The organism is Hydrogenophaga sp. (assembly GCF_028698005.1).
Lineage (GTDB): Bacteria > Pseudomonadota > Gammaproteobacteria > Burkholderiales > Burkholderiaceae_C > Hydrogenophaga.
Genome location: NZ_JAQVEJ010000080.1, coordinates 1 through 12,845, shown reverse-complemented (window position 1 = coordinate 12,845; position 12,845 = coordinate 1). Strand labels below are relative to the sequence as shown.

The following is a 12,845-nucleotide window of genomic DNA, read 5'->3' as shown; positions in this document are numbered from 1 at the left end:
CGGGTGGTGCGCAACTCCTTCCAGCAGGAGGTGAACAAACGCACACTCAAGGAATTGCTGAACACGCAGCGCGAGCAACTGATGGCCGACGTGAAAAGGGAAGTGCTGGAAGCGGTGCGTGGTGCCGACAAGCCTTGGGGCATGGACGTGGTGGACGTGCGCATCACGCGCGTGGACTATGCCGACACCATCACCCGCTCGGTCTACGACCGAATGGAAGCCGAGCGCAAGCGCGTGGCCAACGAGCTGCGCTCCACCGGTTTTGCCGAGGGCGAGAAGATTCGCGCCGAGGCCGATCGCCAGCGCGAGATCATCGTTGCCGAAGCCTACCGCAATGCGCAGGCGGTCAAGGGTCAGGGCGATGCCAAGGCGGCCGCGATCTATGCCGAGGCCTTCGGACGCGATCCGGCCTTTGCCCAGTTCTACCGCAACCTGGATGCCTACAAGGCCAGCTTCGGCAGCAAGTCCGACGTGATGGTGATCGATCAGTCGTCGGATTTCTTCAAGTCGATGCGATCGGCGGCGCCGGGGCGCTGAGCGCGCCGCGTGGCCGATATCATCTGGGCCTCGCTGGCCCTCGTGCTGATCATCGAGGGCCTGCTGCCACTGCTGGCACCCGGCCTGTGGCGTCGCGTGTTCACCGATTTGCTGCGCCTGCGCGACGGCCAGATCCGCTTTTACGGCTTGCTCAGTGTGGCGGCGGGTCTGATGTGGTGGTGGTGGCAATCCTGAGTCACGGGGTGTGCAGCATGCCCCGGCGGCCACCCGATGGCCCATCGCCGGTAGAATCCCCTTTTTAACAGACCCCTGAGTCCCGACATGTCCGCCTGGGTCCTTCCGGATCACATAGCCGATGTCTTGCCTTCCGAGGCCCGGCACATCGAAGAATTGCGCAGGAGCCTGCTCGATACGGCCCGTGGCTACGGGTACGAGCTGGTCATGCCTCCCTTGCTGGAGCACCTCGAATCCCTGTTGACCGGCACGGGGGAGGCGCTTGGTCTGCACACATTCAAGCTGGTCGATCAGCTCTCGGGCCGATCGCTGGGTTTGCGTGCCGACAGCACGCCCCAGGTGGCGCGCATCGACGCCCATCTGCTCAACCGCCAGGGTGTGACGCGCCTGTCCTACTGCGGCCCAGTGGTTCACACCAAGGCCAGCCGTCCGGGCGCCAGCCGCGAATTGCTGCAGTTCGGTGCCGAAATCTTCGGTCATGGTGGTCTGGAGGCCGACCTCGAAACCCTGGAGTTGGCACAGGCCTGCCTGGCCGCCGCCGGGGTGCAGGGCATGCAACTGGATCTCGCGGATGTGCGGGTGATCGACGCCGTGCTGGCGCCCGTGGCGCTGGAGCCGGCCCGCGTGCAGGCGATCCACGCCGCCCTGGCGACCAAGGACATCACCGAGATCGCCACCTTGTCGCACGATCTGCCTGTGGCTGTGCGGCGCGATCTGCTGGCGCTGACGCGCCTGTTCGGCGATGTGACCGTGCTGGACGAGGCGAGCCGCGTATTGCAGCCTTCGACGAAGTTGCGCGAGGCGCTGGACAGCCTGGCTTGGCTGGCATCGCAGGTGCGGGGCATGCCGGTATCGATCGATCTGGCCGATCTGCGTGGCTATGCCTATTACACCGGTATGCGGTTTGCCATCTTTGCACGTGGCAGCCGGGGTGAACCGGTGGAACTGGCGCGTGGTGGCCGCTACGACGAGGTCGGTGCGGTGTTCGGGCGCAAGCGCCCGGCCGTCGGCTTCAGCCTGGATCTCAAGACACTGGTCGCCAGTGTGCGGCCGCGCCCCCTGGAGGCCGCCATCCGGGCGCCCTGGGGCACTGAACCGGCCTTGCGCGCGGCGGTCGCCGCCTTGCGCCGGCAGGGGCAGACGGTGGTGTGTGCCCTGGCCGGGCCCGGGCACGAAGTCGACGAATTCCATTGCGACCGCGAACTGGTCAAAAACCCGGCGGATGGCGCCTGGATTGTCAGAAACCTCTAAACGGAATCAGCACAGATGAAGAACAGCAGCAGCGCCGCACAGCCGGGGCGCAACGTGGTGGTGGTCGGCACCCAGTGGGGCGACGAAGGCAAGGGCAAGCTGGTCGACTGGCTGACCGAGACGGCCCAGGGTGTGGTGCGTTTCCAGGGTGGACACAACGCCGGTCACACCTTGGTGATCAATGGTGTGAAGACCGCCCTGCACCTGATCCCCAGCGGCATCATGCGTGCCGGGGTCAAGTGCTATATCGGCAACGGGGTGGTGCTGTCGGTGGCCAAGCTGTTCGAGGAGATCGAGGGGCTGGAGAAGGCCGGGGTCGAGGTACGTTCGCGTCTGCGCGTGAGCGAAGCCTGTCCGCTGATCCTGCCGTTCCACGCTGCGATCGACATCGCCCGCGAGGCGGCCAAGGTCAAGGCCGGGTCCGAGAAGATCGGTACCACGGGCCGAGGCATCGGCCCGGCCTATGAGGACAAGATCGCCCGTCGTGCGCTGCGCGTGCAGGACCTGAAGCACCCCGAGCGCTTCGCAACCAAGCTGCGCGAGCTGCTGGCGCTGCACAACCATGTGCTCAAGACATGGCTGCATTCGGCCGAGATGGCCTGGGATGGCCAGCTTGCGCGCTACATGAAGGACGGCGAAATCCAGTTCGAGCCGGTCTATGCCGAAGCCATGGCCCAGGCCGAGCAGTTGCGGCCGATGATCGCCGATGTCTCGCGCGAGCTCAATGAGGCCCACCAGGCCGGTGCCAACCTGCTGTTCGAGGGCGCCCAGGGCACGCTGCTGGACATCGACCACGGTACCTATCCCTTCGTGACCTCGAGCAATTGCGTGGCAGGCAATGCCGCTGCGGGGTCCGGCGTGGGGCCGCACCTGTTGCACTACGTGCTGGGCATCACCAAGGCCTACTGCACGCGCGTGGGTGGCGGCCCTTTCCCGACCGAACTGGAGTGGGAGAAAGAGGGCACGCCGGGCTGGCACATGGCGACCGTCGGTGCCGAAAAGGGCGTCACCACCGGGCGCAGCCGCCGCTGCGGCTGGTTCGATGCCGCACTGCTCAAGCGCTCGGCCCAGGTCAACGGGCTGTCGGGCCTGTGCATCACCAAACTGGACGTGCTCGACGGCTTGCCCGAGCTCAAACTGTGCGTGGGTTACGAGCTCGACGGCGAGACGATCGACATCCTGCCGCTGGGTGCCGAGGACATTGCGCGCTGCCAGCCCATCTATGAAACGCTGCCGGGCTGGAGCGAGTCTTCGGTGGGCGTGACGCGTTACGAGGACCTGCCGGCCAATGCGCGCCGCTACCTCGACCGCATCCAGGCCACCACGGGTGTGCCGATCCATGTGGTCTCGACCAGCCCCGATCGCGATCACACGATCCTGATCCACCATCCGTACCAGGCCTGAGCCGGGGCGCAGGCTTTGGTGCAGAATCCCACGAACCCACCCAACCACCCGGAGCGGCCATGCTGACCGAAGACGGCAAACACCTGTACGTGTCCTACGACGAGTACCACAACCTCATCGAAAAGTTGGCCCTGAAGGTGTACCAGTCGAACTGGGAGTTTGACACCATCCTGTGCCTGGCGCGCGGGGGCATGCGGCCGGGCGATATCCTCTCGCGCATCTTCAACGTGCCGCTGGCCATCATGTCGACCAGTTCGTACCGGGCCGAGGCGGGCACGGTGCAGGGGCAGCTCGATATTGCCCGCTACATCACCACCCCCAAGGGCGAAATCGCCGGCAAGGTGCTGCTGGTGGACGATCTGGCCGATTCGGGCCATACGCTCAAGGCGGTGATCGAGACGCTCAAGACCCATTACAAGCCGATCACCGAGCTGCGCAGCGCGGTGATCTGGAGCAAGGCGGCCTCGGTGTTCACGCCCGACTATTCGGTGGAATTCCTGCCGACCAACCCCTGGATCCACCAGCCGTTCGAAGGCTACGACAACCTGCGGCCCGCGCAACTGCTCGAAAAGTGGAAATTATGAGCCCCCACGCTCCGCCGCTGCGCGGGTCGCTGCCCCCCAAGGGGGTGCGTTTCGGCTTGGGGCGGCCCGGCGCCGAAACATGAGCACCTTGCCGACCCGTCTGATCCACCACCCGTACCGTCCGCCGGAGGGTTTCGAGGCCGTGGCGCCGGGCGTGCACAAGGCCTCCACGGTGTTCTTTCCGAACGTGCATGCCTTGCGCACGCAGGAATGGAAAGACAAGAGCGGCTACACCTACGGCCTGCACGGCACGCCCACGACCTTCACGCTGGAAGAGCGCATCGCCACCATCGAAGGCGGGCGCTTCTGCGTGTTGGCACCCAGTGGCCTGTCGGCGATCTCGCTGGTGGACATGGCCTTTTTGCGCCAGGGTGACGAACTGCTCCTGCCCGACAACGCCTATGGGCCGAACAAATCGTTCGCGCACGTCGAGCTGCAGGCCTGGGGCATTGCGCACCGCTATTACGACCCGATGGACCCGGCCGACCTGGCGGCCAAGATTTCGCCGGCCACGCGGCTGGTGTGGATCGAGGCACCGGGCTCGATCACGCTGGAGTTCCCCGACATTCCCGCACTGGTGGCGGTGGTCCGTGCCGCCAACGCCGGGCGCGAGCGGCCTATCGTCTCGGCGCTGGACAACACCTGGGGTGCCGGGGTGGCCTTCCAGGCCTTCGAGCTGGGCGTGGACGTGTCCATGCAGGCCCTGACCAAGTACCCGAGCGGGGGTGCCGATGTGCTCATGGGCTCGGTGGTCACGCGCGACGAGGCGCTGCACCGCCAGGTGCTGCTCACGCACATGCGGCTCGGCCTGGGGGTGAGCGGCAACGACGCCGAGCTGGTGCTGCGCGGCCTGCCGACGCTGGCCCTGCGTTATGCGGCGCAGGACGCGGCCACGCGTGCGCTGGCGCAATGGATGCAGGCGCAGCCCGGGGTGGTGCGTGTGCTGCACCCGGCGCTGGAAGGCTCGCCCGGGCACGAATACTGGCGCCGCGACGCGACGGCGGCCGCCTGCCTGTTCAGCGCGGTGTTCGACGAACGCTTTGACCAGGCGCGTGTCGACGCCTTCTGCGACCGCCTGCGGCTGTTCCGCCTGGGCTGGAGCTGGGCCGGGCCGATCAGCCTGTGTGCCCCCTACGACGTGCCGGCTATCCGCTCCGTCACGCGCTGGCCGCACCAGGGCGGGCTGGTGCGCTTTGCGGTCGGCCTGGAGGCCGTGGACGATCTGAAAGCCGATTTGGCGCAGGCGCTGTCCGCCCTGGTATCGCCCTGAAAGGGCGTTATCGCCCGGCCATCAACTGGCGTGCTGCGGCGGCCAGGCTGCCGGTCGAGCGATCCGGCAGGGCCAGGGGCGTCGCCCGGCTGTATTGTGCGAAGTTGCGCCGGATCGAGGCCGCGTAGCCCGGGTCGTAGTGCTGCGACAGCAAGGCCTGAACGACCTCGGGGATATGGCCGGCACGCACCAGGGCGATCCAGCCGTTGACGGTGGCGTGACCGCGCAGCTCGGTCAGCGCCTGGAGCCGCGCGCAGAAATGCTCGCTGTCACGAACGAAAAAATCGTAGTCTTCCAGCAGCAGCGCGACGCGCTCGGCGTCGGGCAGTTGCAGGTCGATGCAGGGGCTGGCGCGCATGGCCTCGATCAGGGCGTTGGGGACACGCAGATTGCCGACCTTCCTGCTTTCGCTTTCCACGAACACCGGCTGCGCGGGGTCAAACTGGCGCAACTGCTGCCAGATCAGGTTGTCGAAGCGCTTCTGGCTGGGCTGCTCCAGCCCGGGAATGTGCCCCAGCACCGAACTGCGGTGGCAGGCGATGGCCTCCAGGTCGAGTACCTGGGCGCCTTCGGCAGCCAGTGCCTGCAGCAGACGGGTCTTGCCGCTGCCTGTAGGGCCGCAAATGACGATGTAGGACAGCGAGGCAGCGAGACGGGGAGTATCTGCCACCAGGGCCGCACGCCAGGCCTTGTAGCCGCCCTCGATGCGGGTGACCTGGAAGCCGATGGCACCCAGGATGGTGGCCAGCGCGCCGCTGCGCTGGCCACCACGCCAGCAATACACCAGCGGTCGCCACTCGCGTGGCTTGTCCAATGTCTCGCGCTCGATGTGGGCGGCGATGTTGCGCGCGGCAAAGACGGCGCCGCGCTTCCTGGCTTCGAACGGCTGCAGCCGGTGCAACGTGCCGATCTCGATGCGCTCCTGGTTGTTCAGGGTCGGCCAGTTGACCGCCCCGGGCAAGTGGTCGAGCGCGTATTCGTCTTCGCTGCGGGCGTCGATGACAGTGTGAAAATCCGCCAACTGCGCCAGGGCGTCAGTGGCTGAAAGCGTGCGAACGGACATGGCCGGATTATCGGTGCTTCAGGCGGGCAGCAGCTTGCGCAAGGCCGGCCAGACATTGTCCAGCAGGATGGGTTGTGCCTTCTCGTTGGGGTGGATGCGGTCGCTCTGGAACAACTCCATCGCGTGGGGGACGTCGGCCACGTTGCGCATCAGAAAGGGCACCAGCGGCACGCTCTCGGCCTTGGCCACCGTCTGGAAGACCGCGCGAAACTCCTGGGTGTAGCGGGCACCATAGTTCGGCGGCATCTCCATGCCCACGAGCAGCACCTTCGCGCCCGCTTCCTTGGACTGACGCACCATGGTGCTGAGATTGTCGCGCGTGGTGGTCAGGGGCAGGCCGCGCAGGGCGTCGTTGGCGCCCAGCTCGATGACGACGATGTCCGGCTGGTGCTGCTGCAGCAGGCCCGGCAGGCGCGAGCGACCACCCGCCGTGGTGTCGGCGCTGACGCCCGCATTGATGACCCGCGCGGGAACCTTCTTCTGTTGCAGCCGTTCTGCCAGGAGTGACACCCAGCCGGCGCCGCGCCGCACCCCGTATTCGGCGCTCAGGGAGTCGCCCACCACCAGGATGGTGGTGGGCTTGCCTGCGGCGGCTTGCTGAGCCAGGGCCGCAGGCAGGCTACCGGCCAGCAGCAGGGCGGTCAGCGCCACGTTACAGTGTCGTCGTTTCAACGGTGCGTCCTTTCCTTTTTTCATTGCCGCCAGCTCATGCCCTCATCTTCCGCCAACGAGATCATTGCCGTGCGGCATGTGTTCAAGTCCGTCACCGATGCCACCGGCACGCTCGACATTCTGCGCGATGTCGATTTTTCGCTGCCGTGCGGCCAGTCGGCAGCCATCGTCGGGGCCTCGGGATCGGGCAAGAGCACGCTGCTGTCCATCATCGCTGGCCTGGATACGCCGACCCGGGGTACCGTGGTGATCGACGGGATCGACCTGTTCCAGCTCGACGAGGACCAGCGTGCGGCCCTGCGTGCAGAGAAGATCGGTTTCGTGTTTCAGAGTTTCCAGTTGCTGGGCAACCTGACGGCGCTCGAGAACGTGATGCTGCCACTGGAGCTGGCCGGGCGGCGCGATGCCCGCGCTGCCGCGACCCGGATGCTGGAGCGGGTGGGGCTGGGCGCGCGCCTGCGCCACTACCCCAAGGTGCTCTCGGGCGGCGAGCAGCAGCGCGTTGCGCTGGCGCGGGCATTCGTGGTGCAGCCGGCGGTGCTGCTGGCCGACGAACCCACGGGCAGCCTGGACTTCGCCACCGGTGCGAAGGTCATGGAGCTGATGTTCGACCTCAACCGCGAGCAGGGCACGACGCTGGTGCTGGTGACGCACGACCAGGGCATCGCGCGCAGCTGCGACCGGCGCATCACCATCGAGGCAGGAGCCATAGGGGGGATCGAATCTGCGGCGTGACGGCAGGGCGTGCGGCGCTGAAGCTGGCGGTCATCGGCCACAACGACGACCTAGGCGGCGCAGACTTCAACCTGACGCTGTCGCGGCAGCGCGCCCAGGCCGTGGTCGAGCGTGGCGTCGAACGCGCCAGATTGCGGGCCGAGGGCAGGGGGCTGACGCAGCCCCCTGGCCAGCAACGCCAGTGAAGAAGGGCGTGCTCGCAACCTGCGGGTGGAACTGGTGCGGCGCTGAACACGGAGAGCGTTTCGGTACCTGGGCCGGGTGGATAATTCCCCCATGTCATCCGCCCCCAAAGTCCTGTTCGGTTTCCATGCCGTCGGCGTGCGCCTGAAGACGGCGCCGCAATCCATCATCGAGATCTATGTCGATCCGTCGCGGCGTGACCAGCGCATGCGCCAGTTCCTGCAGCGGGCGAAGGAGGCTGGTACGAGGGTGATCGAGGCCGACAGCCTGCGCATTGCCAAGCTGGCCGGCAGCCACGGCCACCAGGGCGTGGCGGCGCGCGTCAACGCGCTCGAGAGTGCCCGATCGCTCGACGATCTGCTGGACCAGCTGGAGGCCAACGACCAGGCGCCGTTGCTGCTGGTGCTGGACGGCGTGACCGACCCCCACAACCTGGGGGCCTGTCTGCGTGTGGCCGATGGCGCGGGTGCGCACGCGGTGATCGCGCCCAAGGACCATGCCGCGGGCATCAATGCCACGGTGGCCAAGGTGGCCAGTGGCGCCGCAGAGACCATGCCGTATTTCATGGTGACCAACCTGGCGCGTACCCTGAACGAACTCAAGGAGCGCAACATCTGGATCATTGGCACCAGCGACGACGCGCCCAAGACCCTGTACCAGGTGGACCTGAGCGGGCCCGTGGCCCTGGTCCTGGGCGCCGAGGGTGCCGGCATGCGGCAACTCACGCGCAAGACTTGCGACGAGCTGGTGAGCATTCCCATGCGCGGGGCGGTCGAAAGCCTGAACGTGTCGGTTGCCAGCGGGGTATGTCTTTACGAGGCGCTGCGCCAGCGTGGATGAGGCTGCATCAGCCGCTCACCCTGACCTGACCAAGGCGCGGCGCCTGATTGCCCAGGCACGCCACGTGGCCGCGCTCACCGGGGCGGGCATGAGTGCCGAATCGGGCGTGCCCACGTTCCGCGATGCACAGACGGGGTTGTGGGCCCAGTTCCGTGCCGAAGAGCTGGCCACCGAGGCCGCGTTCCGTGCCGACCCGCAGCGGGTGTGGCGCTGGTACCAGTACCGGCGCGAGTTGATCGCCGCCGTCGAGCCCAACGCCGGGCACCGGGCACTGGCCTGGTTTGGCAAGCGCCACTCGGGCCGGCTGACGCTGGTGACGCAAAACGTGGACGGCCTGCACCAGCGAGCCGGCAGTGGCGACGCCATTGCCTTGCATGGCAGCATCCTGCAGGACCGCTGGCTCGACCAGCCACGGGCCTGCTGTGATGTTCGCAACATCGAGCCGGGTGCGCCGCCGCGCTGCCCGGTGTGCGGCAATCTGCGCCGCCCGGACGTGGTGTGGTTCGGCGAGGCACTGCCAACACGGGCGCTGGCGGCGGCCGACGAAGCGGCCCGTTCGTGCGACCTGATGCTGGTGATCGGCACCTCGGGCATGGTCTATCCGGCGGCCGGGCTGGCCCATGTGGCCAGGCGCCAGGGCGCGCTGGTGGTGGTGATCAATCCGGCAGAGACCGAACTGGACGAGATGGCGCACCTGTGCGTGCGCGAGCGTGCGGCGCAGTGCCTGCCGTGGCTACTGGGGGCATCGCACTGAGGCGGCGTGGCGACCAGGCGTCAACTTGCACGCTATGACAGGGAAATCGCGCGAACTCCCCCATAATGCTTCGTGCTTAACACCGTTGTTGTCAGCGGAGAGGAGAGACGCATGAACATCATTCAGCGGGTACAGGACATTCTGTTCAAACCCAAAGAGACCTGGCCGGCCATCGCGACAGAGACCGACGACATCCCGTCGATCTACAAGAACTACCTGATCTATCTGGCGGCCATACCCGCGGTGGCCACGTTCATCGGCATGAGCCTGATCGGCTTCGGCGGGTTTGGGATGCATTTCCGCGTGCCCATCGTGAGTGGCCTGGTCAACATGGTGGTGGGCTTCGTGCTGTCGCTGGCCATGATCTATGTGCTGGCGCTCATCGCCAACGAGCTGGCACCACGCTTCCAGGGCGAGAAAAACCTGCCCAACGCCTTCAAGCTGGTGGCTTATGGCGCGACGGCCGGTCTGGTCGGTGGCATCTTCAACCTGCTGCCGTCACTGTCGATGCTGGGCCTGCTGGCGGCACTGTACTCGATCTACCTGCTTTACACCGGCGTTCCGGTGATGATGAAGACGCCGCAGGACAAATCGCTGGTCTATACGGCGGTGCTCATCGTCTGCGGCATCGTGGCCGGCCTCATCGTGGGTGCCGTCAGCGCCATCTTCACGGGCGGCAGCAAGGCTTCAATGATGGGCAAGGCGCCGGCCGACATGACGATCAAGGTGCCGGGCACCGAGATCAAGGTGGATACTGCCAAGCTTGAGGAAGCCGGCAAGAAGATGGAAGAGGCGGCCAAGCGCATGGAAGAGGCGCAGGCCAGGGGTGACGGTGCTGCCGCCGGCAAGGCACTGGGCGAGATGATGGGGGCGTTGGGCGGCGGTGCGGCAGCCAAGGCCATGGATACCAGCGCGCTGCGTGCCTTTGTACCGGAGCAACTGGGTGGGCTGGCGCGCACGTCGTTCGAAGTGAGCAGCAACCAGACCATGGGCCTGTCGATGGCATCGGTGGAGGCGTCCTACGAGCGCGACAACCAGCAACTGGACGTCAAGGTCATCGATGTCGGCGCCGTTCCAGCGCTGGCCATGGGCATGATGGCCTGGACAGCCACCTCGATGGAGCGCGAAACCCAGGACAGCGTGGAAAGAATCTACCAGCGCGACGGCCTGTCGTTCAAGGAGGCGTACGGCAAGAACGGCAGCCATGCCGAACTGATGGTGGCCCTGCCCAACGGGGTGCTGGTGGAGTTTGATGGTCGTGGCCTGGGTATCGATGAGGTCAAGACAGCGCTGGGCCGATTCGATCTCAAAGGTCTGGCGGGTCTGCAGCGACCGCAGTAAATGAGGTGGGGGTGGCGCGGCGCCACCGCGCCAGCGTGGCCGATTGGCCCGCTGGGTCGCCGCAACAAACGCTGGGTCTGAGCGCAGCGTCCCCACCGGCGGGGACGCCCGGCTGGCGCGTCTCGGGTCCAAGGCAAATGTGTCCGTGCGTATGTTCCGTAGGCGGGATGTTACGTAACACGCACCCGGACCACAATCATTGCCAAAAAAAAATCCATATAAATCAACAGGATTTTTTGCCCTTGAAGCCATCTGACGGCTGAGGGACGTCTGGCATCGCTTTTGCAATTCTGTCACTGCGTGTATCGCGCGCCGTATCCCCCTGGCATGGGGCCGGAACGGGATGGGGGCACATGGTCCCGCGGCAAGCGCGTTCAAGGAAAGTGCAGACGATGGATACCGGACGTCCTTGTTATGTGTCGATGGCCGAACTGCTGAATCAGGGCAATGATGGCCACCGCGCCTTCGGGGGGCGCGGTCAACAGTGGAACTCGGAACTGATGTCGCTTGACGACATGAAGTATGCCGTCATGAGGCGCGACGAGTTCATGGCGATCGCGCAGTTCCAGAGCGAACCCGCGAATGCCCAGGACGTCATGGCCGTGCTGGTGAGCATGGCCATGGACGGCCGCCTCAGGCATTTGGCTGGCGTCATGGTCGACATGCGCATCAAGGCCTCCGTGGTGGGCCGCAGAAAGATCCTCCAGGCAATCAAGACACTGCTCACACAGCAGGTGGAAGTCGTCCTGGTCGACGGTGATGGTTATTTCGTGAATCTGCTGGAACTGGATCAGTTCTGCACATCACGCGATTTCGTCGACATGTACATGAGCGGCATCTTTTCGGACCGCTGGAGCTTCGGCGTGATGTCCGGAAATGCCCTGTCGGCGGGCCTGGGTGTCGCCTTGTCAACGGGTTGACGTCGGCTCGGTTGATGCCGCTGTGGCTGTTACTCAGATCGCGATTGAGCTGTTACGTAACGTTTTGGGTGAATACCGGAATTTTGCGTCAATTTGTGATCGATTATCTGTATTTGTAAATTTTCTCTAAGTAAATCAATAGGTTACGTTGGTGTTTTCTGAGAGAGGTTGAGTCGATAACTCAGGTATGGCGCTTGCGTGCCCTTGTTCGTTGAGGCCGCGGGGCCCACGGTCACAGCGCCTTTCACCGCCAATGGCGGCCGACTCAGGCGGTGTGAAGCGTCCGGATAGTCTTTTTCGAATTGATTAATTTTTCTTACCAGCGAGGGTGTCATGATCCAGTCAACGTCTAATCCTTTGGCAGAAACCAACCTGGCCGCAGCACCGGAGGCGGTGCAGATCGCTCAAGCGCCACAGGCAGCCGGTATGGAGGCGGGTTCCGCCGCAGCGAGCGGTGCGCGCGCGCTGGGCAATCTGTCGCAAGCCACGCCCGGGGTCGAAATCATCCGGGACGGCCAGAGCATCCCGGTGCAGGGTTCGGCGCCTCTGCTGGTGGGCGACCGTGTTGTCGTGCCCGAGGGTGGCCAGGCCGCCGTGACCTTTCCGGGGCCCGGCGGGTCGCCGTCGCCCCTGTCGGGTGTGCTGACGGGTGGTTCCGATGCGACCTTCTCCACCACCCGCCTACCCAGCGGCATGGAGCAGGTGACAGTGGATGTGGCGCAAGGTGATCTGATCGTCCAATCGGATGATTCGTCCGATGCCGCCGCCCTGATGGTCAAGAAGAGCGTGCCAGCATTGGCTGGCGGTATGAGCTTGGGCGATTTTGCTCTGGGTGCTTTGGGCGTGGGCGCCTTGGCCGCGCTCCTGGATGACGATGATGACGCGCCGGCTGATGGCGGCACGGGCCAACCGCCTGCATCGGATGACGGCGGCAATGGCGGCAATGGCGGCGGTGGCGGCGGTGGTGGCGGCGGCAAAAAGCCTGGGCCTAACGATGGGGATGCCGATGCCGATGCCGATGCCGATGCCGATGCGGACGCCGATGCTGATGCCGATGCCGATGCCGATGCCGATGCGGACGCCGATGCTGATGCCG

General features: G+C 65.7%; 14 protein-coding genes and 1 pseudogene. 13 read left to right on the top strand and 2 right to left on the bottom strand.

What is annotated here, in order from left to right; all coding sequences use genetic code 11:
- From hflC to PHQ87_RS09460, 6 genes are all read left to right on the top strand, one after another.
- Positions 1–537, top strand: a 537-nt coding sequence (gene hflC / locus PHQ87_RS09485) for a protease modulator HflC (protein ID WP_300233357.1), incomplete at its 5' end; no start/stop codon positions are given.
- A 9-nt stretch (positions 538–546) separates the two neighbouring features.
- Positions 547–732: a DUF2065 family protein gene (locus tag PHQ87_RS09480; RefSeq protein WP_300233355.1), complete on the top strand. Its 186-nt coding sequence runs from the start codon at positions 547–549 to the stop codon at positions 730–732.
- A gap of 87 nt (positions 733–819) precedes the next feature.
- A complete protein-coding gene (locus PHQ87_RS09475) occupies positions 820–1,983 on the top strand; it encodes an ATP phosphoribosyltransferase regulatory subunit (RefSeq protein WP_300233353.1) in 1,164 nt (387 codons plus the stop codon).
- A gap of 15 nt (positions 1,984–1,998) precedes the next feature.
- Positions 1,999–3,387 (top strand): adenylosuccinate synthase, encoded by a 1,389-nt coding sequence (locus PHQ87_RS09470; protein ID WP_300233351.1) that lies wholly within the window; start codon positions 1,999–2,001, stop codon positions 3,385–3,387.
- Positions 3,388–3,446: 59 nt separating this feature from the next.
- Positions 3,447–3,971 (top strand): phosphoribosyltransferase, encoded by a 525-nt coding sequence (locus tag PHQ87_RS09465; RefSeq protein ID WP_300233349.1) that lies wholly within the window; start codon positions 3,447–3,449, stop codon positions 3,969–3,971.
- A 79-nt stretch (positions 3,972–4,050) separates the two neighbouring features.
- Positions 4,051–5,241: a PLP-dependent transferase gene (locus tag PHQ87_RS09460; protein ID WP_300233347.1), complete on the top strand. Its 1,191-nt coding sequence runs from the start codon at positions 4,051–4,053 to the stop codon at positions 5,239–5,241.
- Between the two features lie 7 nt (positions 5,242–5,248).
- Here PHQ87_RS09460 and mnmH read toward each other — a convergent pair whose 3' ends face one another.
- The gene (gene mnmH, locus PHQ87_RS09455) at positions 5,249–6,304 is read right to left on the bottom strand and encodes a tRNA 2-selenouridine(34) synthase MnmH (protein WP_300233346.1); all 1,056 of its coding nucleotides are present in this window, start codon (positions 6,302–6,304) and stop codon (positions 5,249–5,251) included.
- 18 nt (positions 6,305–6,322) lie between these two features.
- The gene (locus tag PHQ87_RS09450) at positions 6,323–6,976 is read right to left on the bottom strand and encodes an arylesterase (RefSeq protein ID WP_300233345.1); all 654 of its coding nucleotides are present in this window, start codon (positions 6,974–6,976) and stop codon (positions 6,323–6,325) included.
- A gap of 36 nt (positions 6,977–7,012) precedes the next feature.
- Here PHQ87_RS09450 and PHQ87_RS09445 point away from each other — a divergent pair, with 36 nt between their 5' ends.
- The 7 genes and pseudogenes from PHQ87_RS09445 to PHQ87_RS09415 form a co-directional block, all read left to right on the top strand.
- The gene (locus PHQ87_RS09445) at positions 7,013–7,711 is read left to right on the top strand and encodes an ABC transporter ATP-binding protein (protein WP_300233343.1); all 699 of its coding nucleotides are present in this window, start codon (positions 7,013–7,015) and stop codon (positions 7,709–7,711) included.
- Positions 7,708–7,896 carry a hypothetical protein gene (locus PHQ87_RS09440; RefSeq protein WP_300233342.1) on the top strand — a complete coding sequence of 63 codons (189 nt, stop codon included), beginning with the start codon at positions 7,708–7,710 and terminating at the stop codon, positions 7,894–7,896. The genes PHQ87_RS09445 and PHQ87_RS09440 overlap by 4 nt, the downstream gene beginning before the upstream one ends.
- A 91-nt stretch (positions 7,897–7,987) precedes the next feature.
- Positions 7,988–8,734, top strand: coding sequence for a 23S rRNA (guanosine(2251)-2'-O)-methyltransferase RlmB (gene rlmB, locus PHQ87_RS09435; RefSeq protein ID WP_300233341.1), 747 nt, complete (start codon positions 7,988–7,990; stop codon positions 8,732–8,734).
- On the top strand, positions 8,727–9,488 hold the full coding sequence (locus PHQ87_RS09430) for an NAD-dependent deacylase (protein WP_300233340.1): 762 nt from the start codon (positions 8,727–8,729) through the stop codon (positions 9,486–9,488). The genes rlmB and PHQ87_RS09430 overlap by 8 nt, the downstream gene beginning before the upstream one ends.
- 111 nt (positions 9,489–9,599) lie before the next feature.
- Positions 9,600–10,829, top strand: coding sequence for a Yip1 family protein (locus PHQ87_RS09425; RefSeq protein WP_300233338.1), 1,230 nt, complete (start codon positions 9,600–9,602; stop codon positions 10,827–10,829).
- 422 nt (positions 10,830–11,251) lie between these two features.
- Positions 11,252–11,749, top strand: coding sequence for a hypothetical protein (locus PHQ87_RS09420; protein WP_300233336.1), 498 nt, complete (start codon positions 11,252–11,254; stop codon positions 11,747–11,749).
- Positions 11,750–12,082: 333 nt separating this feature from the next.
- Positions 12,083–12,845 (top strand): annotated as a pseudogene (locus PHQ87_RS09415) (hypothetical protein); the annotation flags it as partial.

Excerpts from the sequence above, each read along its gene's own strand:
- PHQ87_RS09475 (WP_300233353.1), top strand. The coding sequence starts at position 820 with ATGTCCGCCTGGGTCCTTCCGGATCACATAGCCGATGTCTTGCCTTCC.
- PHQ87_RS09470 (WP_300233351.1), top strand. The coding sequence starts at position 1,999 with ATGAAGAACAGCAGCAGCGCCGCACAGCCGGGGCGCAACGTGGTGGTG.
- PHQ87_RS09465 (WP_300233349.1), top strand. The coding sequence starts at position 3,447 with ATGCTGACCGAAGACGGCAAACACCTGTACGTGTCCTACGACGAGTAC.
- PHQ87_RS09460 (WP_300233347.1), top strand. The coding sequence starts at position 4,051 with ATGAGCACCTTGCCGACCCGTCTGATCCACCACCCGTACCGTCCGCCG.
- mnmH (WP_300233346.1), bottom strand. The coding sequence starts at position 6,304 with ATGTCCGTTCGCACGCTTTCAGCCACTGACGCCCTGGCGCAGTTGGCG.
- PHQ87_RS09445 (WP_300233343.1), top strand. The coding sequence starts at position 7,013 with ATGCCCTCATCTTCCGCCAACGAGATCATTGCCGTGCGGCATGTGTTC.
- rlmB (WP_300233341.1), top strand. The coding sequence starts at position 7,988 with ATGTCATCCGCCCCCAAAGTCCTGTTCGGTTTCCATGCCGTCGGCGTG.
- PHQ87_RS09425 (WP_300233338.1), top strand. The coding sequence starts at position 9,600 with ATGAACATCATTCAGCGGGTACAGGACATTCTGTTCAAACCCAAAGAG.
- PHQ87_RS09420 (WP_300233336.1), top strand. The coding sequence starts at position 11,252 with ATGGCCGAACTGCTGAATCAGGGCAATGATGGCCACCGCGCCTTCGGG.